18 protein-coding genes and 1 riboswitch are annotated in these 23986 nt (G+C 46.3%); of the genes, 2 read left to right on the plus strand and 16 right to left on the minus strand.

All coding sequences use genetic code 11. From position 1 onward, the window contains the following. Positions 1-159 precede the first annotated feature (159 nt). The 14 genes from dusB to metK all read right to left on the minus strand — a co-directional run bounded on the left by dusB (position 160) and on the right by metK (position 17896). Complete coding sequence (gene dusB / locus CC90_RS0112600; protein ID WP_031391124.1) at positions 160-1137, minus strand: tRNA dihydrouridine synthase DusB; 978 nt, start codon at positions 1135-1137, stop codon at positions 160-162. A gap of 47 nt (positions 1138-1184) precedes the next feature. Next, positions 1185-1955 carry a type III pantothenate kinase gene (locus CC90_RS0112605; RefSeq protein ID WP_031391125.1) on the minus strand — a complete coding sequence of 257 codons (771 nt, stop codon included), beginning with the start codon at positions 1953-1955 and terminating at the stop codon, positions 1185-1187. Beyond that, positions 1939-2313 carry a DUF6145 family protein gene (locus CC90_RS0112610; RefSeq protein ID WP_031391126.1) on the minus strand — a complete coding sequence of 125 codons (375 nt, stop codon included), beginning with the start codon at positions 2311-2313 and terminating at the stop codon, positions 1939-1941. Before CC90_RS0112610 ends, CC90_RS0112605 begins: the two co-directional genes overlap by 17 nt. A gap of 50 nt (positions 2314-2363) precedes the next feature. Then, complete coding sequence (locus CC90_RS0112615) at positions 2364-3344, minus strand: biotin--[acetyl-CoA-carboxylase] ligase (RefSeq protein WP_031391127.1); 981 nt, start codon at positions 3342-3344, stop codon at positions 2364-2366. Positions 3345-3346: 2 nt separating this feature from the next. Beyond that, positions 3347-4342 carry an ornithine carbamoyltransferase gene (gene argF / locus CC90_RS0112620; protein WP_031391128.1) on the minus strand — a complete coding sequence of 332 codons (996 nt, stop codon included), beginning with the start codon at positions 4340-4342 and terminating at the stop codon, positions 3347-3349. A 125-nt stretch (positions 4343-4467) separates the two neighbouring features. Continuing rightward, positions 4468-5397 carry an SPFH domain-containing protein gene (locus tag CC90_RS0112625; protein ID WP_031391129.1) on the minus strand — a complete coding sequence of 310 codons (930 nt, stop codon included), beginning with the start codon at positions 5395-5397 and terminating at the stop codon, positions 4468-4470. A 1-nt stretch (position 5398) separates the two neighbouring features. Next, complete coding sequence (locus tag CC90_RS0112630; RefSeq protein WP_031391130.1) at positions 5399-5842, minus strand: NfeD family protein; 444 nt, start codon at positions 5840-5842, stop codon at positions 5399-5401. A gap of 372 nt (positions 5843-6214) precedes the next feature. Next, positions 6215-7369 (minus strand): cell wall hydrolase, encoded by a 1155-nt coding sequence (locus tag CC90_RS22390; protein WP_035315879.1) that lies wholly within the window; start codon positions 7367-7369, stop codon positions 6215-6217. Positions 7370-7595: 226 nt separating this feature from the next. Further along, positions 7596-8390 (minus strand): pyrroline-5-carboxylate reductase, encoded by a 795-nt coding sequence (proC, locus tag CC90_RS0112640; RefSeq protein WP_031391132.1) that lies wholly within the window; start codon positions 8388-8390, stop codon positions 7596-7598. A 17-nt stretch (positions 8391-8407) separates the two neighbouring features. Next, on the minus strand, positions 8408-9187 hold the full coding sequence (locus CC90_RS0112645; protein WP_031391133.1) for a TrmH family RNA methyltransferase: 780 nt from the start codon (positions 9185-9187) through the stop codon (positions 8408-8410). Between the two features lie 91 nt (positions 9188-9278). After that, positions 9279-10253, minus strand: a complete 975-nt coding sequence (gene pfkA / locus CC90_RS0112650; RefSeq protein WP_031391134.1) for a 6-phosphofructokinase — start codon at positions 10251-10253, stop codon at positions 9279-9281. A gap of 120 nt (positions 10254-10373) precedes the next feature. Beyond that, complete coding sequence (locus CC90_RS0112655) at positions 10374-13823, minus strand: DNA polymerase III subunit alpha (protein WP_031391135.1); 3450 nt, start codon at positions 13821-13823, stop codon at positions 10374-10376. Positions 13824-14122: 299 nt separating this feature from the next. Then, positions 14123-15946 (minus strand): glutamine--fructose-6-phosphate transaminase (isomerizing), encoded by a 1824-nt coding sequence (gene glmS, locus CC90_RS0112660; RefSeq protein WP_031391136.1) that lies wholly within the window; start codon positions 15944-15946, stop codon positions 14123-14125. Between the two features lie 747 nt (positions 15947-16693). Then, entirely contained in the window at positions 16694-17896 is a 1203-nt protein-coding gene (gene metK, locus CC90_RS0112665; protein ID WP_031391137.1) for a methionine adenosyltransferase, read from the minus strand. Positions 17897-18064: 168 nt separating this feature from the next. Then, a riboswitch (SAM riboswitch) is annotated at positions 18065-18181 on the minus strand. Positions 18182-18351: 170 nt separating this feature from the next. On the opposite strand from metK, the gene CC90_RS0112670 reads away from it, so the two are divergent. Further along, positions 18352-19428 carry an HD-GYP domain-containing protein gene (locus tag CC90_RS0112670; RefSeq protein WP_031391138.1) on the plus strand — a complete coding sequence of 359 codons (1077 nt, stop codon included), beginning with the start codon at positions 18352-18354 and terminating at the stop codon, positions 19426-19428. A gap of 89 nt (positions 19429-19517) precedes the next feature. Here the strand turns inward: CC90_RS0112670 and CC90_RS0112675 are convergent, their stop codons facing one another. Both CC90_RS0112675 and CC90_RS0112680 read right to left on the minus strand, forming a co-directional pair. Continuing rightward, complete coding sequence (locus CC90_RS0112675; protein ID WP_031391139.1) at positions 19518-20810, minus strand: UDP-N-acetylglucosamine 1-carboxyvinyltransferase; 1293 nt, start codon at positions 20808-20810, stop codon at positions 19518-19520. Positions 20811-20943: 133 nt separating this feature from the next. Beyond that, on the minus strand, positions 20944-22524 hold the full coding sequence (locus CC90_RS0112680; protein WP_031391140.1) for a M23 family metallopeptidase: 1581 nt from the start codon (positions 22522-22524) through the stop codon (positions 20944-20946). 212 nt (positions 22525-22736) lie between these two features. Here CC90_RS0112680 and CC90_RS0112685 point away from each other — a divergent pair, with 212 nt between their 5' ends. Continuing rightward, positions 22737-23969, plus strand: coding sequence for a Y-family DNA polymerase (locus tag CC90_RS0112685; RefSeq protein ID WP_031391141.1), 1233 nt, complete (start codon positions 22737-22739; stop codon positions 23967-23969). Positions 23970-23986 lie beyond the last annotated feature (17 nt).

Below are 23986 nucleotides of genomic sequence, written 5' to 3' on the forward strand. Positions count from 1 at the left end.
CCCAGTCAAACGCCCTTACTAAATTCTCATCGCGGCGTTTCATGCTTTTAAACAGCATATGAGAGCCAACTTACCCTTATTACATTTGTCGGTGAATTGTTACTGTTCACAGCTTTACCGTTCATAATTTCCCATCATAGCTAAAGCGTGCTTTTCCGGTTACATAAAAATGGCCTCTACGCCTTTCATCAGATCGTCGAAAGTTTCCATCTCATTCACCTTCTGTCTGAATCTCGCAGCATAGGGAAATCCGGTGACATACCAGGCAACGTGCTTGCGCATCTCACGGATGCCTATATATTCTCCCTTGTATTTAAGCTGAAGCTTTGCATGGCGTAAAATCATTTCCTTTACCTGTGCAGCCTCAGGAGAAGCAATCTTCTCTCCGGTTTGCAAATACGTCTTAATTTCCCTGAAAATCCAAGGATTTCCTCTGACTGCACGACCTACCATCACACCATCGCAGCCTGTTTGCTCCATCAATCTCGCAGCCGATTCTCCGTCAGTCACATCGCCGTTTCCGATGACTGGAATGCGGACACTTTCCTTTACCTTAGCGATAATATCCCAATCTGCCTTTCCCGCATAATATTGCTCTCTCGTCCGTCCGTGCACCGTTACCGCTGCGGCTCCTGCCGCCTCCGCTGCCTTGGCGATTTCCACCGCATTCACATGCTCCTCGTCAAAGCCTTTTCTTATTTTTACGGTAACCGGCTTTTTAATTGCTTTTACCGTCTCCGCTACGATTTTTTCTACCAGTGACGAGTCTTTCATGAGAGCCGAGCCCTCACCGTTATTTACAATCTTAGGCATCGGACATCCCATATTGATGTCCAGCACGGCAAACGGCCGCTCCTCGATTCGTTTCGCCATTTCGCTTATAATGTACGGATCGGAACCGAAAAGCTGTAAGGAAACGGGACGCTCCTCCGGGTGGATTGCAAGAAGCTCCTCCGTATTCTTATTATTATACATAATCGCTTTGGCACTGACCATTTCCATACATATGAGCCCGGCTCCCTGTTCCTTGCATAGCAATCGAAACGGCAGGTCGGTAACGCCTGCCATGGGAGCTAATATGATATTATTTTCCAGTATGGCATCTCCTATCCGCAGGGGTCTTAATTTACTTTCCATTTTTATACCCCATGTCCGCTTTGCCGGTAAGATGCCCTTCCTTTAACCTACTTCCTGTTCTTATCATAGATTATCCTCAGTCCGTCCAAAGTAAGCGTGCTGCAGTAAATATCGATGCTCTCCGCCTCCTCTGAGATCAACCGGCCAAGCCCTCCTGTCGCCACCGTTTTCAAGTTATCAAATCCGCTTTCCTTCTTGACCTGACCCACGATATATTCCGTCTGTCCGATTTGCCCGTATACCAGTCCGGCCTGCATACTGGATATGGTTTCCTGCGCCAGAATGGACTTGGGCTTTTTAATTTCTACCTCGGGCAGCTTTGCCGTATGCTCCCACAAGGCTTTCGCACTGATACGAATACCCGGCGCCGTGATTCCCGCCGCAAAACAGCCATCCTCCGTCACGAGGTCGTAGGTGGTTGCCGTACCGAAGTCCACCACAAGCACCGGCCCGCCGTAAATTTCATATGCCGCTACCGCATCCACAATCCGGTCCGGTCCTATTTCCCGCGGATTCTCGGTAATGATCTTGATTCCGGTCTTCACTCCCGGGCCCACGATAACCGGTACTGTTCCCAGATATCTGGATACTCCGCCAATCAGCGCGTGCATGATATTGGGAACGACACTGGCTATGATCGTTCCCTCCAAATCTTCTTTGCCTATATTGTTAATTCTAAGAAGCTCCGTGATGCTCATGCCATATTCATCCGAAGTACGCTCCATCCTCGTGGTCATGCGGAAAGTAGTCGCAAGCTCCTTACCGTTATATACTCCAAAAGTTATATTCGTGTTTCCTGCGTCAATTACAAGTATCATGTTTCTTTCCTCCATAGTCTTCTTCCAAATCGGGCTTCTCATGCAGAACAAAAATACGGTAGTACAGACTTAACGATTCGAATAACTCCTGCCTGCTGCCTCTTATCTTACTCACCATCAGCCCGCTGCTTATCTCATCATACAGAAAGTCGTCGTCTGCAAAATTCGTTTCCAGAGAAACCGTGCCGTCCTCTTCGAATACCACCGTGAAAATCCCTCCTACCTCTTCGGTAAAAAGCACACAGATAATATGCAGCTCATCCTTGATAGACTGGGGAATCCCATCAAACCTATCGTTAAAATAATATTTCTGCTCATAAGAATTTGCACCGCATAAAACAATTCTATTCTCTTCCATTTCTATAAAATGTGCTCCTTTCACAGACTATTTCCCGATACCGCCGGACATTATACATACCCGTACAAGCCTCTTACCGATACCTCTCCGGCATATACCTTTACGATTCCCCCGCTTTCCTTCTCTACCAGCAGTTCGCCCGACGAATCGATTCCCCTGGCAATTCCTTCGAATTCCCCTTCAGGGTCCAACACACGCACTTGTTTGTCCACATTCACCAGATGCTTCATATATTCCGTCCTAATCCCCGTCAAATCCTTGGTCTGCAAAAATACCTCGTAATTATATTCAAAGCGCTTCAAGACGTTTTGCAAAAGTTCGGCCCGGGGCCACTGCGTCCTGCTCTCCAGAAACAGCGACGTTGCCGTTTTGCTTATTTCCTCCGGAAACTGTTCCAGATTCACATTGATGCCCGCACCGATGACTACATACTGGATATAACCCGGCTCCACATTCATTTCTGTCAGTATTCCGCAAATCTTCTTGCCGTTTACTACAATATCGTTAGGCCATTTGATTCCTACTGTCAACCCGCAGAAGGCTTCCACCGCCTGCGCCACAGAAAGTGCCATGACGAGCGTAAGGCCCGATGCCTTGTCCGGAGCAAAATCGGGCCGGAGCAAAAGGGTAAAATAAATATCCTTTCCCGCAGGAGACTGCCATACTCTCCCCCGCCTTCCTCTTCCAGCATTCTGCTTATCCGCGACCGCCACCGTCCCATGGGGGGCACCTTCCTCCGCAAGACGCTTTGCATCGATATTCGTAGAGCCGGTTTCTTCGTAGAAATAAAGCGTATTTCCCGCCCACTGATTATGGATGCGGCTCTTTAATTCGCTTAAGGTAAGCACATCCGGATTGGCCTTAAGCTTATAGCCCTTATTCTGGACCGCCTCTATCACATAGCCCTCTTCCTTCAGTTGCTTCATTACCTTCCAGACTGCTGTCCTCGACACGCCAAATCGGTTGCAAAGCTCCTGCCCGGAAACGTAATTCTCACTTTCTCTAAGGAGCGTCAAAATCTCTGTCTTCATACTTATTCCATAACCCCAATCGTTGCCGCCATTACCGCTTTAATTGTATGCATGCGGTTTTCCGCCTCCTGAAATACGATAGAAGCCGCAGACTCGAATACTTCATCCGTCACTTCCATTTCCGTAATGCCGAATTTCTCTCCCATTTCCTTCCCGATTGCCGTCTTCAAATCGTGGAAAGCAGGCAGGCAATGCATGAATATCGCTTTCTCCCCTGCATTCTTCATTACCTTACTGTTTACCTGGTAGGGTGAAAGCTCCTCGATACGCTCTGTCCAAACCTCCGCAGGCTCTCCCATGGAAACCCATACGTCCGTGTAGATGACATCCGCATTCTTTGTTCCTTCCTCCACGTTTTCCGTCAGTTCAATCGTAGCACCGGTCTCCGCCGCTATCCTTTGGCATTCCTCCACCAGCGCCTTCTCAGGAAAATACTTCTTGGCCGTACATGCCGTAAAATGCATCCCCATCTTCGCGCAGGCTACCATTAGGGAATTTCCCATATTGTAACGGGCATCACCCATATAAGTCAATTTGATGCCCTTCAAATATCCGAAGTGCTCTCTGATCGTCAATAGGTCCGCCAGCATCTGCGTAGGATGAAATTCGTTGGTCAGACCGTTCCACACAGGAACTCCCGCATATTTCGCTAATTCCTCCACGATTTCCTGACCGTATCCGCGATACTCAATGCCCTCATACATGCTTCCAAGCACTCTCGCCGTATCTGCAATACTCTCCTTCTTTCCTATCTGAGAGCCTACCGGATCGAGGTAAGTAGTTCCCATACCAAGATCATGGGCCGCCACTTCAAACGCACATCTCGTTCTCGTGCTCGTCTTTTCAAAAATAAGCGCCACATTCTTTCCCGTATGCCATTGGGTCAAAACTCCTTTTTTCTTCTTATCCTTTAAGTCTGCCGATAAATCGAGTAAATATGTAATCTCCTCCGGCGTAAAATCCAATAGCTTCAAAAAATGACGTCCCTTCAAATCCATGTGCGCTTCCTGCCTTTCCTGAATGTACCGAACGAGCATCTTTTCCCGTTCTAATATTTACAGCGTTATGAAATTCCGGCAGCCGGAAACTTTCTTCCAACTACCGGAATCAATAAGCTTTATTTTTATTTGCTAACGTTACTATCTGTAGCGATTTCCTTAATGGAGGAAACCAGACCTGCCACTCCCTGAATCTCGGAAGGAATGATAATCTTGGTTGCTTTGCCATCCGCTGCTTTCACAAATGCTTCAAGGCTCTTAAGCGTAAGAACTGCCTGATCTGCACCTGCTTCACGTATCATTCGGATACCGTCTGCCGTCGCCTTCTGTACCGTAAGAATCGCCTCTGCCTCACCTTCTGCCTCACGGATCATCTTCATCTTCTCTGCTTCTGCACCAAGGATTGCGGACTGCTTATGAGCCTCTGCTTCCAGAATCACTGATTCCTTCTGGCCTTCCGCTACGAGAATCGTGGACTTCTTCTCGCCTTCCGCTCTCAGAATAGACTCGCGGCGTTCACGTTCTGCCTTCATCTGCTTCTCCATGGCATCCTGAATAGCCGCCGGAGGAACAATATTCTTGAGCTCCACACGGTTTACCTTGATTCCCCACGGGTCAGTGGCTGAATCGAGAGTTGCTCTCATCTTCGTATTAACGATTTCTCTGGAAGTGAGCGTCTGGTCCAACTCCATATCACCGATGATATTACGCAGTGTTGTCGCCGCCAGATTTTCGATAGCCATAATCGGATTCTCCACTCCGTATGCGTATAGCTTCGGATCTGTGATCTGGAAAAATACTACCGTATCGATACGCATCGTTACGTTATCCTTTGTAATAACCGGCTGAGGCGCGAAATCTGCTACCTGCTCCTTCAAGTTTACCTTCTTCGCTACTTTATCAACAAACGGCACTTTAAAGTGAAGTCCTACCGACCACGTACTCTGATAAGCGCCGAGCCTTTCCAAAACAATCGCATTTGCCTGCGGCACGATCTTGATGCAAGATACCAAAACTAAAATAAGTATGACCAGAACAATAGCTAATGTTATCATATTAATTCTCCTCTTTTTTCTCCTCAACAATGAGTTTCACTCCGTTAATAGCAACTATGTTCACTACGCTTCCGGCTGCCAGCTTCACATTATCTTCCGACATCCGAGCGGACCATTCCAGTCCGTTAACAGTCACTTGCCCGATTCCCTGCAGATTATCAATCTCGCTGGTAACAATTGCCTGTCTACCCACAAGGCTCTCCGCATTCGTCTTCACCCTGTCCTTGTTGAAGTACCTTACCGCTAAAGGTCTTGTAAAATAAAGAAGCACAAGAGATACCGCCAAAAAAAGAACTATCTGCAAAGCCACCGGAGCTCCGAAAACCGCAGCGATTACCGCCACAAGAGCACCCCCCGCAAACCAGATAGTGGTAAGTCCCATGGTGCCTATTTCAATTACTATAAACAAAACCAATGCAATAAGCCATAAAATAGTGTAGTTCATAATCAGTCTCCCTTCCATGACTTTCTTATATCTTACTATATTTCGGCACTTTATTCAATATTACATTTACACAGAACAAAAGTGTGCTTCACTCATTTTTGCAGCCAAGCATCCTGGCAGCACAGCTTTTGTTCCGCGCGCATGGCTGCGCATTTATTTTTTATGTAATAGATGCACTTTCCTATTACATAAAAAGTGTACTTCGCTCACTTTTGCAGCCAAGCACTTTGGCAGCGCAGCTTTTGTTCCGTGCGTGTGGATGCACATTTATTTTTTATGTAACATTATGTAATAAGTGCACTTTCCTATTTATAAAAAAAGGTTTTGTGCATATTGTGCATGCACAAAACCTTATCTTCAAAAAATTATTGCTTACCAGAATACATGGTCTCCTATTACGATTCCGTCATGGACGCCGGCCCTCTTGAAATGGGTTGCTGTTCCTACATTGGTCGCTCCGCCTATCGCTTCCTGAGCTGCCTTTATGCAGCTATCCGGAATATTTCCTCCATAAACCTTCGCTACCTTTCCGTTAAGTGCCGGAGTAAACTGGCCCGAAGCGTAAATGACGCCCGTAATGGAATTGGGATATGCCCCGCTCCTTACACGGTTCATGACTACAGCTCCCACTGCCAGATGTCCTTCGTAGCCCTGATTTCCTGCTTCACAATAAATCAAAGCGGCAAGAAGTCTTGTATCATCCGCACCCACCACAACAGCTCCCTGATCAGCCGTAAGCTTCGCTTTGGCTTCCGCCTCCGCTTTTTCCCGCGCCTTAATCGCGGTAACGGTCTCTCCTTCGTCAATGTGGAAGTCCAGGTTCACGAATTCAGATGAAACATAGCCTATTTCATTGCCGTATGCCACGCTGATCCAGTCATTGTCCATCACCTGAATCACATCCAGTTCATCGTCCTGTGCCATCACCACATATATACCCGCCTCGGTGTTAGGTGCCTTGCGCACCCGTAACGCATCCGTCTCTATGGTCACGATAAGATTGCCTACCTCTCCCGCCATTTTCTCGGCATCATTGCCAAAGAGGAGATATTCATCGTTAGCCCAGCCTACCAAAGAACCTGACTGCAATTTCGTCCATCCATCCCTGCGCTCCAAAATCTTGCCGCCGCAGTCCTTGTATAACAAGCCTACCTTTTCCGCATCTTCGCCGGCCTCTGCCCGCACATTCAACGCGTTTTGTACATCTGCCATAACGAGATCCGATTCCGGTTCCTTTTGTGCGGCAGGTTCCGTCTTCTGTTCCTGAACTGTAATATCGGGCACGGTCTCTTTTGCAACAGCACTATTAGCAGATACCTGTACCGAGTTCTCCGATACACTGCTTTCACCTCTGGCTTCCGTGCTGGGATCCAGAATCTTAGCCACTCCTACGGTAAGCGAATCCAAATATTCTTTGCTGCCCGTAGTGTTTTCACCGGCTGCCGCCTTGATATCCATGGACATCACCATAACAAGCGCCAACACAATACCTGACAGTCTATAAAACAGCTTTATGCTTCTTGACATTTCATTCCCTCCAAGTTTATGCTCCATGCAAACACTTCCTGCTAAGAACACTTACTCTACTGCTATCATATGTAATTATTACAAATTTGTTAATTTTATTACGCGAATAATAATAACAAATGAAGCAGTCATTGTCAAGTTTACGCTGTTTTTCCTGATTTTATACACTTGTCATGTAAAAATTATGTGATAATTTTTCCTTATTTCTCCATATATGTTACAAATTTTATAACTTTTTCGACTTCTCCACGCAAGCGCTCAAAGCCTCCATCACCGCCGAACGCATTCCTTTTTCTTCCAGCACTCTGACTCCCTCGATCGTGGTGCCCCCGGGAGAACATACCATGTCCTTTAATTCTCCCGGATGTATTCCGGTCTCCAATACCATTTTTGCGCTTCCAAGCACCGCCTGGGAAGCGAATTCATAGGCTTGTTTCCGCGGCATTCCTGCCGCCACCGCCGCATCCGCCATAGCTTCTATAAACATAAATACATAAGCAGGAGAACTGCCCGAAACTGCTCCTGCCGCGTCCATCAGCCTCTCCGGAATAGAGATCGCCTTGCCAAAGCTTCCCATTAGCTTTAAGCAGAACTCCTCATCCTCACACTTCACCGAGGAATTGACACATACCGCCGTACAGCCCTCTCCCACCAGCGCCGGGGTATTGGGCATGCAGCGAATGAGCTTTACGGGCTTTTTAAACTCCTTCTCTATCCACTCCATGGTCTTTCCCGCCGCAATGCTGATGACCAGCTTATCTTCCGTTATTTCATCCCGTATTTCCTCTATTACTTCGGGGAAAAAAATGGGTTTTACCGCAAGAATAAGTACATCTGCTCCCGCCGCTGTCTCTTTATTGCTTCCCGCCGTGCGGATGCCGAATTCCTTGCGCATCTTCTCCATCGTTGTCTCTGTTTTAGCCGTGCCGACGATTTGTTCCTGCGTCACGATATTTTGTTTCAGCATACCGCCTATGATGGCCTTCGCCATATTTCCAAGTCCAATAAATCCTATTTGCATTTCTCATCCCTCCGTTTTTAATTTTCCCGCTGTCTTGCCGCTTCATATATAAGCAGCGAAGCGGAAACTGCGGCATTCAGTGACTCTACCTGCCCTTTCATAGGAATCTTTATATAATTGTCCGCCGCCTCAGACAGTTCCTCCGACAGCCCGTTTCCTTCGTTCCCAATTAAAAAGGCCGTGCCTCCCGTATAATCGCACCGGGAGTAGCTCTTCTCTCCCTTTAAATGTGCTGCGTATACCTTGATTCCGTCCTTTTGCAGCGCCTTTACTGTCTGCACGATATCATCTGCATAAAAAAATGGCACACGATATATGGATCCCATGGTGGAACGTATTGTCTTCGGATTATATATGTCCACCGTATCCTTGCTCATAATCACGCCGCTCACCCCTGCTCCCTCTCCGGTACGAAGGATGGTTCCCAGATTGCCGGGGTCCTGAAGTCCCTCTACAATGAGAAAAAGCGGCACCTCTTGACCTTCCAGCATGTCCTTCAACGAGTAGTGAGACTGCCCTAGTACACATAAGATTCCCTGTGGAGTCTGGGTGTCCGATATCTTAGAAAAAACTTCCTCGGATACTGTTTCATATCCGCACTGCTTCAGTTTTTGCTCTATCTGTGAAACTTTGTGGAAGCCCTCCGACACATAGACCTCCAGAACACTCTCTAAAGGTGCCTCCAGAAACATTTTAATACCCTCTGCGATGAAGATGCCCTCTTTTCTTCTCAGTCCAGCCTTTTTATTCAACTGTACAATGCTTTTCACTTTTTTGTTGGTTACGCTCGTTATCATACTTTCCACCGTCTGCATATTTACAATAGGCGGACCAGCACTTCCATGCGAGTCCGCCATAAAAACATGTTTATCGTTACTATTAAGCCTTTTACATCGATAGCGCCCTGCTCACCTCATATTGGTAATCCGGTATTCCCTTCTGCATCGCAAGTGCCTCTTCGATATCGAAATCACGGAACTCGCCCTTCTGATAGCCTACCACACGGTTGCTCTTACCCTCACAAAGGATATCTGCCGCATAGGAACCCATAATAGACGCATAAAAACGATCTTTGCAGGTGGGGCTTCCGCCTCTTTGCATGTAACCTAAAATGGTTGCCCTGGTCTCGATACCGGTAGCCGCCTCTATTCTTCTCGCCATGGAGGTGGAATGACCGATTCCCTCCGCATTGATAATGATATGATGGGTCTTTCCGCGCTTTCTGTTATTGATAATATTGTTGATGATTCTCTGCTCGTTGTAATCGTATTTCTCAGGAAGAAGAATATCCTCCGCGCCATTAGCCACACCGCACCAAAGAGCGATATAACCTGCGTTTCTGCCCATTACCTCAATAATGCTGCAGCGTTCATGGGAAGAAGACGTATCGCGCACCTTATCGATGGCCTGCATCGCTGTATTCACTGCGGTATCGAAGCCGATCGTATAGTCGGTGCAGGTGATATCCAAGTCGATCGTTCCCGGAATCCCAATGGTGTTGATTCCCTTTCTGGCCAAATCCTGCGCACCACGGTAGGAGCCGTCCCCGCCTATGACCACGAGTCCGTCTATTCCGTGCTTTCTACAAATCTGTGCACCTTTCTCCTGCCCTTCCTGAGTCTTAAATTCCACACAGCGCGCTGTTCCGAGGATGGTACCTCCCCTTTGTATAATATCTGAGACACTGTTTCTCTCCAAATCTATAATCTCTTCGTTTAAAAGTCCTTGATAACCTTTTTTTATCCCCTTTACCTTTACCCCGTTGGCTATCGACTTTCTTACTACCGCACGAATCGCCGCATTCATTCCCGGCGCATCTCCTCCGCTTGTCAATATTCCAATCGTTTTTATCTCTTTTGCCATTTTTACACCTCTTCCATCCGTTTACCCAGATGCTTTGATAGATAATTAACCTACTACATTCTACCTTGTTTCGAAACCGTTTTCAATATATTTTCTTCGTGTTTTTAGCCTTGTACAAAATTACGTCACTTTTATGTTGTCTTTACCATACAAAGTTTCCAGCTTTTCCACCAGCTCCCTATCCGCATTCACACTTTTGTTTGCGGGCAGGTTTTTTACCGCTTTCGGATTCTCCACGTAAATACATACCGCATCCTTGCCGTCCGAAGCCGCCAGAATCTCCAAAAGCCCCTGCTCCGCCTGGTCATAGTTTTCTTTGGTGGCAAACTTGATCCAAAGCTTTTTCGTTATTTCATCGAAACCGGTAATTCTCTCGCAGATCAGCTTCCCGTCCTTGTCTTCCTCAACGGAAACCCTTCCTTTGATAAAGACTTTGTTATCCTCCATGAGCTTATTGGAATTCTTCTCATAGTCCTTGGGAAATACAATCACTTCTACCGTTCCTACCAAGTCTTCCACCTGCAAAAAGGCCATCACTTTATCATTCTTTGTATATTTTATTTTTTTATCCGCGATAATGCCGCCGATGGTAACGGACTCGCCGTCCTTAGCCTCAGTCTCGCCGCTTTCTTCATCCAGAAGAAAATCTGCCGTCGTATTGGTCGTATTCTTCTTCCATACGTCCTCGTATTCCTCCAGCGGATGTCCGCTGACGTAGATGCCCAGCACTTCTTTTTCGAATGCGAGGCGCATTTCCTTGGAATATTCCCCTACATCCGGCATTTTTATTTCGTAATCCTCTTTTTCCTCCTCGGATACGATATCGAAGAGAGAAATCTGTCCCGCCATGTTATTCTTCTTGTCCTGATGCAGATGGTCCATGACTTGTACGTATACGTTCATAAACTGTTTTCTCGTGCCGCCGAGATCATCCAGCGCTCCCGATTTAATAAAGTTTTCCACGGTTCGCTTGTTCATATCCTTATCTGCCATACGGACGATAAAATCGTTCAAGTTCGTATAGGGACCGCGATCCTCCCTTTCCTTTACTACCGCGTCGATCACCGGGCGCCCTACACCTTTGATTGCCGTAAGGGCATATCGTATGGAACCCCCGCTTACGGAAAATCCGGCTTCTCCCGCATTGATATTGGGTGGCAGGATAGCGATTCCCATGCTCCTGCAGGTCATAATGTATTCCGAAACCTTGCTGGAAAAGTCTATGACGGAGGTAAGAAGAGCCGCCATGAATTCCACGGGATAATAATATTTTAAATAGGCTGTCTGATAGGAAACCACCGCATAGCACGCCGCATGAGACTTATTAAAAGCATACTTGGCAAAGTCCATCATATCCTCATATATTTTGCTCGCCGTCTTTTCGTCTATGCCGTTAGCCACACAGCCCGGAACGCCTTCCTCTTCGTTTCCGTAGATAAAGGTACTGCGCTCCTTTTCCATTACGGACTGCTTCTTCTTGCTCATGGCACGTCTTACCAAATCGCTTCTGCCAAGGGTGTAACCACCCAAATCACGCACAATCTGCATAACCTGCTCCTGATAAACGATGCAGCCGTAAGTTGGATTAAGTATAGGCTCTAACTGAGGGCAGGAATAGGTAATGGCATGATGGTTATTCTTTCCTTGTATATATTTGGGAATAAAATCCATAGGACCTGGACGATACAAGGAGATTCCCGCTATGATATCCTCCAGATTCTGGGGCTTTAGCTCCTTCATAAAGCTTTTCATACCGCCGCTTTCCAACTGGAATATTCCGTCGGTACGGCCGGTTCCGATGGAGAAAAGCACCGCTTTATCGTCATAATCGATCTCGTTCATATCCAGCTTGATATTGTGCCCCTTCTCAATCAGGCGTACCGCATTCTGGAGGACCGTAAGAGTGCGCAGTCCCAGAAAGTCCATTTTCAGCAATCCCAGTTCCTCGATGGTGGTCATGGGAAACTGTGTGGTGATGGAACCGTCACTCCCTCTGGAAAGGGGAACGAATTCCTCTGCAGGCATGCTGCAGATAACCACTCCCGCCGCATGCATGGAGGTATGTCTGGGCAGACCCTCCAGACGCTTACACATATCGATAAGATAATGCACCTGTTCATCCTGCTCGTAAAGCTTTCTGAATTCCGGATTGACGCTAAGCGCCCTTTCAATGGTAATATTCAGCTCATTGGGTATCATTTTGGCAATCGTATCCACATAAGCATAAGGCAAGTCCATAACCCTTCCTACGTCGCGGATAACACCCTTCGCCGCCATGGTACCGAAAGTGACGATCTGCACCACCTTGTCCGTACCGTATTTACGTCCCACGTAATCGATGACCTCCTGCCTTCTTTCGAAGCAGAAATCGATATCGATATCCGGCATGGATATTCTCTCCGGATTCAGGAAACGTTCAAACAGCAGGTTATATTTTATCGGGTCGATATCCGTAATCTTCAGGCAATAAGCAACGATACTTCCCGCCGCTGAACCTCGCCCCGGACCGACTATGATATCGTTCATCTTGGCATAATTAATGAAATCCCATACGATAAGGAAATAATCCACATATCCCATGGAGCGGATAACGCCCAGCTCGTAATCCAGGCGCTCTTTAAGCTCTTCACTGACTTCTCCATAGCGCTCGTTCAGGCCGTCATAACATAATTTATTTAAATAGGTTAGGGAATCGTAACCTTCAGGCACTTCGAAACGGGGCAGCTTGGTCACTCCGAATTCGATATCCACATGGCAGCGGTCTGCGATTCTCTGGGTATTTTCCACCGCCTCCCACGCATAGGAGAACAACCCCTTCATTTCTTCCTCGCTCTTAACATAATATTGTCCGCCTTCGTAACGCATGCGGTCTTCGTCGGCCAGCTTCTTGGCCGTCTGTATACATAACAAAATGTCGTGGGGCTTCACGTCTTCCGCATAGGTATAATGCACGTCATTGGTAGCAACGAGGGGGATGTCCAGCTCCTTGCTCATTTGCAAAAGAGCAGCATTTACCGTCTTCTGCTCCGGTATTCCATGATCCTGCAATTCCAGAAAATAATTGCCCTTGCCAAAGCATTCCTCGTATTTGCGAGCCGCTTTTCTGGCTTCCTCCGGCAGGCCCTTGGATATATTTCTCTGCACTTCACCGGCAAGGCAGGCGGAAAGAGCTATGATTCCTTCGTGAAATTCCCTCAGCACTTCCATATCCACGCGGGGCCTGTAGTAATAGCCCTCGGTAAAACCGCGGCTGACAATTTTCATGAGGTTGGCATAGCCTGTGTTGTTCTCTGCAAGGAGTACGAGATGGTAGTATCTGTCTTCGCCTCCGGTAATCTCTTTATCGAAACGGGAACCCGGTGCTACATATACTTCGCAGCCCAAAACGGGATTGATTCCTGCAGCTTTCGCTTCTTTGTAGAAGTCGATGACACCGTACATAACGCCGTGATCAGTGATTGCAGCGCTGTCCATGCCGAGTTCCTTGACGCGCTTTACGTATTCTTTTATTTTATTGGAACCGTCCAAAAGGCTGTATTCCGTGTGGACATGTAAATGAGTGAATGCCATGAGGGATGCTCCTTAATCCTTTATTCATATGTGAAAATGTTGAGAACAAAAGTGTGCTTCGCATATTCTCGCGACCAAATACTTCAGCAGCACAGCTTTTGTTCCGCGCGCGTAGCTGCGCATCTATCTTACTTTATTATTGTACCATAGATGGTTTGATGGAGCATCTAAAAATTAAAGAAAAGAAAGCGTTGCATTGATTTCAGATACACAAAACCTGACGGAGGTTTTTATAATTTCCTGTTCCATCGTCCGGTTAAATGGCGGACGATGAATCTTCCCAGCTTTTCTTAAATCAATTATTCTACGGTTACCACTTTCGCCAGATTCCTCGGTTTGTCTACGTCCAGACCTTTGTCCAGAGAGACGTAATAAGCGAGGAGCTGCAGGGCTGCTGAGGCCGGCATTACCATGAATTCATCACGTATGGCAGGGAGCTTGAAGACGCCTCCCCATGAGGTCTCTTTGTCCAAAGAGTAGGTCTCTTTCATGAAAAGGATGACTTCCGCTCCCCTGGATTGGACTTCCCTGATGTTGGAAAATTCCTTGGACTGGACTTTATCCTGCGTCACTACGGCAACTACCGGGGTGTCCTCGGTAATCAGGGCAATAGTACCGTGTTTGAGTTCACCCGACGCATAGGCTTCTGAGTGAATATAGGATATTTCTTTCAACTTCAAGGAACCTTCTAAAAGAATGGAGTGGTCCAGACCTCTTCCTATCATGAATACGTCCTTGGCATTTAAAATACCTCTGGCAATGTAGTGGATTTCTTCTCGTCTGTCCAGTACCTGCCCTATAACCTGAGGTACGCGAAGAAGCTCGTTTGCAAACTCTCCGGCCTGGTCGGTATCGAAGATTCCCCGCACGTAAGCCATGCGCCCTGTAATCAGATAGAGAACGGCCAGCTGTGTCGTATATGCCTTAGTGCTCGCTACTGCGATTTCCGGCCCCGCATTGGTATAGATAACGTACTCACTTTCACGGGCAATGGAGGCTCCTCTTACATTTACGATGGATAGAGTCTTTGCACCGTTTCTCTTAGCATATTTTAATGCCTTGAGGGTGTCGATGGTCTCTCCTGATTGGGAAATGGCGATTACCAGCGTTTTTTCATCCACAACGGTATCCGTGTACATGAATTCGCTGGCAAGCTCTACGTCGATGTGCATCCGCACGAGAGACTGCATCAACGCCTTTCCTACCAGACCTGCATGCATTGCCGTCCCGCAGGCTATTACACAGACACGGTCACAATCTTTGAATAAACTGTCGGGTATTTCATCCTCTGTAAAGTCCGGGATTCCGTCTTTGATTCTGGGCTCTATGGTTTCTGCGATTACCTCGGGCTGCTCCATGATTTCCTTTTCCATATAGAAGGGATAGCCCCCCTTGCTGCTCCTGTTGGTGTCCCAGCTTATCGTCAGCCATTCCGGTTCTGCGGGCTCTCCTGATAGATCATAAAGCTCTGCACCGTCCGCTTTCAGCGTCAGTATATGACCTTCGGGCAGCACAAAATAATCCTTGGAGTATTGCCCCAAGACCGTCACGTCAGAAGCCAGCATAGTACCGCCTTCCATCTTAGCGACTACAATGGGACTAACATTTCTGACCGCAAAAATAAGACCCGGCATATCTTCGAACATAATTCCGAGCGCAAAGGTTCCTTTGAGCTTCAAAACAGTTTTCTGAATGGCCAAATATGGGTCTCCTGTGTAAAAATGGGAAAGTACCGCCGCTACTACCTCGCTGTCCGTCTGAGAATGAAGCTTGTCGTATAAATCGTACTTTCTGATCAGATCACGGTAATTTTCAATGATTCCATTGTGAATTACCGTTACCTTTTCGTACTTGTGGGGGTGTGCATTCTCATCACTCACTCCGCCATGGGTTGCCCATCTGGTGTGACCGATACCACAGTTGCCTTCTATCGTCTCGTTTTCGCACAGATTCCTTAAATCTTTTACTCTTCCCGCACATTTATAAATCTGTGTCTGCTTCGATCCGTCTTCGCATACTGCGATACCTGCACTGTCATAGCCTCTGTATTCCAACGTTTCCAAGGCATCAAGCATAATATCCTTCGCCGCATTTTTACCTGTATAGCCAATAATTCCACACATAAATTTTCCTCATCTTTCTCTATTCATAATTCTTATTTTCAATAATGAATCAATAATTATTCATTTATTTTTATATTATCAGGCAAACCATACTTTTATATGGCCGCCCCTCCGTTATACCGTCTTTGTTTTGCAGTTGCCCGCATATTTGCCGGTATATCTCGCACCGGAGGAGTACGGGAAGGTATCCGCCGAAATTTCGATAACCTTCCTCCCTCGTTAACCTGCCTTTTCGCTCAGGACAGGTGCATGGCGCTAGATGGGAAAATATAGGAAATTATTGTATACTTAGCAAGCCTTTTGGGGCTTTCCAAGTATTATTACCGATACACATCAGGTTTGTGTATCTGAAATAAATGCAATCGTCTATTCAATTTTCAAGGTACTGACTACTTGTGGGATTATATCATACTTCTTTTTTTCTGTAAACTTTTTGTCGCAGCGCTTTTTGTTACATCACTTTTTGTCGCAATACTTTTTTATCGCGGCTCTGTCCTGTTATTTGGTTACAATTCAGCCCTTGGCTAAACTGCAGCATGTATGCACACCAAACATGATAAAACCGTACTTTGCTCTGCTGCAAATTTTCCTGTAAGTTTTTTCTTTTTATATATCTTATTATTACTTAGAGAAAATGTGCCGGCACAGAAACGTCAGTGTTTCCATGTCGGCACATTTTTAATTATATATAATTCTTGAATACATATTCTTTAAATATACAGCCTTTATATAAGGCTTCCGCTTATATTATAAATATTTCCTGAGTATATCCACCTTGTCCAGCTTTTCCCAGGGCAAATCCAGGTCGTTGCGGCCAAAGTGTCCGTAAGCGGCGGTCTGCTTGTAGATCGGACGGCGAAGATCCAGCATTTTGATAATACCAGCCGGACGCAGGTCGAAGTTTTCGCGGACGATCTCTATCAGCTTCTCGTCTTCAATTTTTCCTGTTCCGAAAGTATCTATCATGATAGAGGTAGGCTGCGCTACGCCGATGGCATAAGAAAGTTGAATCTCACACTTTTCGGCAATGCCGGCTGCCACGATGTTTTTCGCTACGTAACGGGCTGCGTAAGCTGCCGAACGGTCCACCTTGGTGCAGTCCTTGCCCGAGAAAGCGCCGCCGCCGTGACGGGCATAACCGCCATAGGTGTCAACGATGATCTTACGTCCCGTAAGTCCAGCGTCTCCGTGAGGTCCGCCGATAACGAAACGGCCGGTAGGATTGATAAAGAATTTCGTATCCGCATCGATCAATTCCTTCGGGAGAATTACATCGAATACATATTTCCTGATATCTTCGTGAATCTGCTCCTGAGTTACTTCCTCGTCATGCTGTGTAGAAAGTACTACAGCTTCCAGACGCAGAGGCTTTCCGTTCTTGTCATATTCTACAGAAACCTGGCTCTTTCCGTCGGGTCTTAAATACTTTAAAGTTCCGTCCTTGCGCACCTTGGTAAGCTGAAGAGCCAGCTTGTGAGCGAGGGAGATGGAATAAGGCATATATTCCTCTGTCTCGTTCGTTGCATAACCGAACATCATGCCCTGATCACCGGCGCCGATGGCTTCGATCTGTGCATCGGTCATCTTGTTTTCAGCCGCTTCCTGCTGCTTCGCTTCAAACGCCTTGTCCACGCCCATTGCGATATCAGAGGACTGCTCGTCGATAGCTACCAATACCGCACAGGTATTGCCGTCGAAACCGTATTCCGATTTCGTATAGCCGATTTCCTTAATTGCCTCACGAGCTATTTTCTGTATATCCACGTATGCGTTCGTTGTAATTTCTCCTGTTACCAGTACAAAGCCGGTGCAGGTCGCTACTTCGCAGGCAACACGGCTCATAGGGTCTTTTTCCATTAGCGCATCTAGTACAGAGTCGGAAATGGCATCGCAAACTTTGTCAGGATGTCCTTCTGTCACGGATTCTGATGTGAATAAAAACTTTTCCATTTTAATTCCTCCTTATGATGTAGGTTGTTAATAAAACTGCTTCCTAATTACAGCGCGCCGGAGCAATTCACAAAACGTATTGCTCGTCGCCTTATATTATGGGAAAAAGTTCCAATAATATAAAATGTCCGCTTACAAGAAGCGGACTCGATAATCGATAATCAAATCCTCTTATCGTTCGAACTGCCGTATTACGGCAAATTACTCGCTCAGGTAGGCACCTTCCTCGATAGGGGTTGCCGTGGCTTCATAGGTCCTATGTACCTCCACCACTCTGAATAAGAGACTCTTTACAATATGGAATTTTCATATCTGCTTTTAAAATACAATAGTTTTATTATTTTGTCAATGTATTTTATTGACAATATTCGTCAAAAATCCTATAATTCTTATAACATTCGTTAAATTATAATAAATGTTATCGGGGTAAAATATTATATTTCGGAGGGAGAAACATGAGGAGAGTAAACACATCGGCGCTAATACCGGGTATGGTAACGGGTGAGGATGTCTTCAACTACAACAATCACCTAATTCTGCCGAAGGGGTTGATTCTGACAGATAAAGCGATTACAAAGTTAGAATTCTACTCCATCATCAATGTGAGGATTGAGGACGAGGTCATAGAGACCCCGGAGACTCAGGTCAAAGAGGACACCTCCTATTCAGAGCGCCTGAAGCTATCTCCTGAATTCCAGCATTTTCAAGAGGACTTCACAAAAGAAACAGAGCATTTTAAGGATGTCATAGATAATTTCGTAGGTGATAGCGGCGAGCTGGATGCAGACCAGTTGGTGGAACACGCTTTATCTTTGCTTTCTTCTGAGAATAAATATGTCAACGTATTCGATATGCTTCACAGCATGCGTCAGTTAGACGACGCAACCTATGTACACTGCATGAACGTAGGTTTGATTTGTAATATTTTTGCCCATTGGCTGCGTATGGACGAAGAAGAAATCCGGACCGCTACGCTAAGCGGTCTTTTACACGATATCGGCAAAATTAAAATGCCGGAAAAAATTCTCAAGAAGCCCGGAAAGCTTACCGCCTGGGAGTTTGGTGTAGTTAAGACGCATCCCAAAGAATCCTACAAAATGCTGGAAAATCATCCGCTAAATATCCATATTAAGAACGCTGCATTAATGCATCACGAGCGCTGTGACGGTTCAGGCTATCCTTTGGGACTTACCTCCGACAGCATCGATCCTTACGCCAAAATGGTAGCTATTGCCGACGTATACGATGCTATGACAAGCGCCCGGGTTTACCGCGGTCCGCTGTGTCCCTTTAAAGTAATCGAGACCTTCGAGAACGAGGGATTCCAAAAGTACGACTCGAAATACATTCTCCCATTCCTGGAAAATATCGTGGACACTTATCTTTTGCATGACGTCCGGCTTACTAACGGAGAATCGGGAAAAATTGTATATATCAATCCGCATAAGCTGTCCAAACCCACCATTAAGGTCGGAGATAAATATATTAACCTTTCGCAAGAGCCGCATTTATTTATCGATGCGATATTATAGAAAACAAGTGACAACGCCTAAAAAGACACAGAAGCATTCCTGCTCATGTGTCTTTTTTATCGTTTTATCATTTCCTCCGCCTGATGGCCTCAGCCTACTTTCAGTTTGAACTTCTGCAATTCGCGCTCCGTATTCACCTTATCTATCTGAGCGCCGAGAGCCTTAAGTTTCAAATGAAAATCCTCATATCCCCGTTCAATGAATCTAATATCGTCCACCACGGTAACTCCTTCCGCCGCAAGCCCTGCCAGCACAAGTGACGCACCTGCACGCAAGTCCGGAGCAGAGATGCTCGCTCCTGTGTAGCGCTCTACACCATCGATAATGGCAGTATTGCCTTCCACCTTGATATTCGCTCCCATTCTGGTAAGTTCATCCACATATTTAAAACGATTTTCAAATATGCTCTCCGTTACGATGCTCGTCCCTGCGGAAAGTCCAAGAGCAACTACAATCTGAGGCTGCATATCCGTAGGAAATCCGGGATAAGGAAGGGTCTTCACATGGGTATGGGTCAATGCCTTTGCAGATACTACTCGCACCGCATCGTCCGATTCCTCCACCTCACAGCCGATTTCCAACAACTTAGAGCTGATAGATTCCAAATGCTTCGGGATGACATTCTTCACAGTAACATCCCCTCTGGTAACCGCCGCTGCGAACATAAACGTTCCTGCCTCTATCTGATCCGGAATAATGGTATATTCGCTGCCATGAAGCTTCGGAACTCCTTTAATTCGTATCACATCGGTACCGGCACCCTTGACGTCAGCTCCCATACTATTCAAAAAGTTCGCCAAGTCGACCACATGTGGTTCCTTCGCAGCATTCTCAATCGTCGTCTTTCCTTCCGCCATAACGGCCGCCATCATAACATTAATCGTAGCGCCCACTGAAACCACGTCCAAATAAATGTTGCTTCCGCGAAGATCTTCCGCATCGGTAATAATGAGGCCGTGCTCAATCCTGACATCGGCGCCCAGAGCGCGAAAGCCTTTGATATGCTGGTCTATCGGCCTTAAACCGATATTGCAGCCGCCCGGCAGCGCCACCTCCGCCTTTTTATATTTTCCAAGCAAGGCTCCCAGCAAATAGTAGGAAGCCCTGATTTTTTTAATAAAATCATCCTCGATAACAAGATTGTGAATGTGGGATGCATTTATTTTTACCGTATGTCTGTCTATTCTGTTTACAATGACTCCGATACTTTCCATCGCCTGAATCAGCACATTCGTATCACGAACGTCAGGCACATTTTCTATTACTACAGTCTCGTCCGTCATAATAGCTGCCGCCAAAATAGCAAGCGCCGCATTCTTAGCACCGCCTATTTCCACTTCGCCCACTAACGGATTTCCACCCTTTATTGCATACTGTTCCATGGTGTACCCTCTATTTAATCCCTAATTTCTATTTAAAACTTCGCCGCACCTGCTTAGGGCAGCAAAAGTTAACCATCAATCTTATCTTTATGATTATACCATAAATTGCCCATTTGTAAATGGTGCATTATTTTTAATTCAGATACTTCAAAGGGTTCACCTGACTGCCGCCAATCAATATCTCAAAATGAACATGAGGCCCTGAGCTGACTCCTGTATTGCCGCTAAGGGCAATCTTCTGTCCCTGCGATACCGTCTGTCCTACAGAAACGAGAACTTTACTCAAGTGTCCATATCTGGTCTGCCTTCCATCCGCATGATTGATATACACCACATACCCGTAACCGCTTCCCCATCCAGCCTTCGCAACCGTTCCCGCGGAGGAGGCCATAACTGCGGTTCCTACCGGAGTCGCCCAGTCTATCCCCTTATGATAGGTGCTAGCTCCCTTGGTCGGTCTGCTTCTGGCTCCGAAGCCGGAGGAAAGACGTCCGCCGGAAATCGGTTTGATATAAGTAGGAGGTATCTTCGTTCCTCGTTCCACGATTTTGGGTATCGCCTGATAGGTAACCTCTTCCTTTACGATTTCCCTGGCCGTCTCCGCATTGTTTCTGTAGGAAACAAGCGCCACCACCTTTCGGTGTCCCGCCGACGGCTCCTGCTTGGTCACGCTCTCCGTAGTATACCAGTTGTCGTTATCCACGTATATTATCTCCGCTTCGTAATCCTCTTCATAGTACACCTCCTCCTGTCGTTCTACCGACAATTCCGGCTCCGGCACCGTTACGATGATTTCATCTCCTACCCGGATGGTAGAGGTCTCGCTTTCGATCGTATCGTTCATCTCGATGAGCTTCTCTATCGTCAGATTATTTTCCGACGCGATTTTCGACAAAGTGTCTCCCGATACTACTTCATATATCTGATTCTTCTCCTGATCCTTGGTAACCTCTTCGATGGCCTGCTCAAGAGGCATCAATTCATCCTCTGAAAGATAGGATTCCACCACCTCCACCGAATCCGCGAACTCTAACGACATAAGCCCCAGCTCATAATCGGAAAAATCCTTCTCACCCGCAGGTTCTACCGCATCGAAGATTTCATCCAGCCTTTCATAAATTCCAACGGAGGCAAGTACCTCCTGCTCCGCCTTTTCCTCCTGCTGCTGTTCCTTGGAAACCACACTGGTAGTCAAAACATTCAGTTCCCTCGAACAATCCAGTATGAGATCCACATAATACTGATCTTCAGAATCATATTTATCGATAGAAGCTTGCAATAGCTGCAGTACCTCTTCTTTGCTGGCAAGGTTGACAGTATATTCGTTTATCTTTACCGTATAGGAACGGTGCAGCGTCTTTTTAATATTGTTTCCCAGAACATGCTCCATATTATCCACAAGAACGGACTTATCATCGATATGTCCCCAGAGCACCTCTTCTCCCGAAAGCTCCAGATCGCTGTCAATCAAAACCAGCTCTTCACCATCGCCTGCAAGCGCCTTTCTCGCCTCCTTCAAAGCTTCCTCCGCCACCGAGCGATCACCGACTTTTCCTACATCCGTTCCGTTCAAAAACACTGTAAACATATTATCTCCCGTACTTTCGATTTTAGTATAGGAGGGCATAAAAAATATGCTGGCAATAACAGCCAACACAGCTATTTTAATGGAACGTATTTGTAATCTCTTATAATATTTCGTAATTTTTTTCATAGCGATAACCATGACCCTTTCAAAATGCGTCGGCTTTGCGCTTTATATAAAATTTATAACAAAGTATTTTCGTAATAAAATCGTAACATTTTTATTTTATCAGCATTTATTTTAGTTGTAAAGGAAATGTTAAATTATTGCTAATGTCAAAATGTGAAAACAATGCTAAAATAGTTGTTGCAAGATACTAAAAAATTATGGGAGGCTCCGGCATGAATAAGGAAAATAAAGAAAAAACTATCTTTCATATCGATGTGAATTCTGCTTACCTTAGCTGGAGCGCCTTGAAAAAATTGGAAGAAGGAGATACACAGGACTTAAGGGAAATTCCCTCTATCATCGGAGGAGATATGGAACGCCGCCGGGGAGTCGTGTTAGCAAAATCAATACCGGCCAAGACTTACCATGTAAAGACCGGGGAGCCCATCGTAAGCGCGCTGCGAAAATGTCCCCATCTTACAATCGCCCCGCCGGACCACGGACTTTACCACCGTAAATCTCAGGAACTTATGGCCTTCTTATACGATATCTGTCCTGACTTAGAGCAGGTCAGCGTGGACGAATGCTATATGGACTATACCCCCATAGCAGGCAAATATGCCTCTCCTGCGGAAGCCGCCTGCATCATAAAGGATCATGTTTACGAGAAATTCGGCTATACCGTAAATGTAGGAATATCCAACAGAAAGGTACTCGCAAAAATGGCCTCCGACTTCAAGAAGCCGAACCTGGTTCATACTCTGTATGCCGATGAAATCCAAGAAAAGCTTTGGCCCCTTCCAGTCTCTTCCTTATATATGTGCGGCCGCTCCAGCGCCGAAACACTGCGTAAGCTGGAGATCCTTACCATCGGTGATCTCGCCAGGGCGGATACCTTAATATTATCGGCCCATTTAAAAAGTCACGGCATCTTACTGTGGGAATATGCCAACGGAATCGACAGCTCTGTAGTAATCTCAGAACAGATAAATGCAAAAGGTATCGGCAACTCCACCACATTAAGAGAAGACGTCAGTACAAAGGAAGAAGCCTGCAAAGTCCTTTTAAGCCTTTCCGAAACGGTAGCCGGCAGACTTAGGAAATCCGCACAGCTAGCCGGCATGGTGAGCACCGAGCTGAAATATAATACCTTCCAGAGCGTGTCCCACCAGACCACTCTGCTCTCCCCAACTTGTACTACAGATGTTATTTACAAAACTGCCTGCTCTCTTTTTGACGAAATCTGGAACGGAACCCCCCTCCGGCTTCTGGGCATAAGGACATCCAAACTGGTTTCCGACGAGGAACCTGTTCAATTAAGCCTGTTCGATATTCAGGAAGAGATATCGGGCGAATCAACTTCCAAAAAACAGGAAAAACTGGACATAGCGCTGGATTCCATCCGAAAGAAATTCGGACCGGATTCCGTTATAAGGGGAAGTCTTTTTCATGACGATAATTTATGAGCTCTTTTCTACTCACA

Source organism: Kineothrix alysoides, from assembly GCF_000732725.1.
Classification (GTDB): Bacteria; Bacillota; Clostridia; order Lachnospirales; family Lachnospiraceae; genus Kineothrix; species Kineothrix alysoides.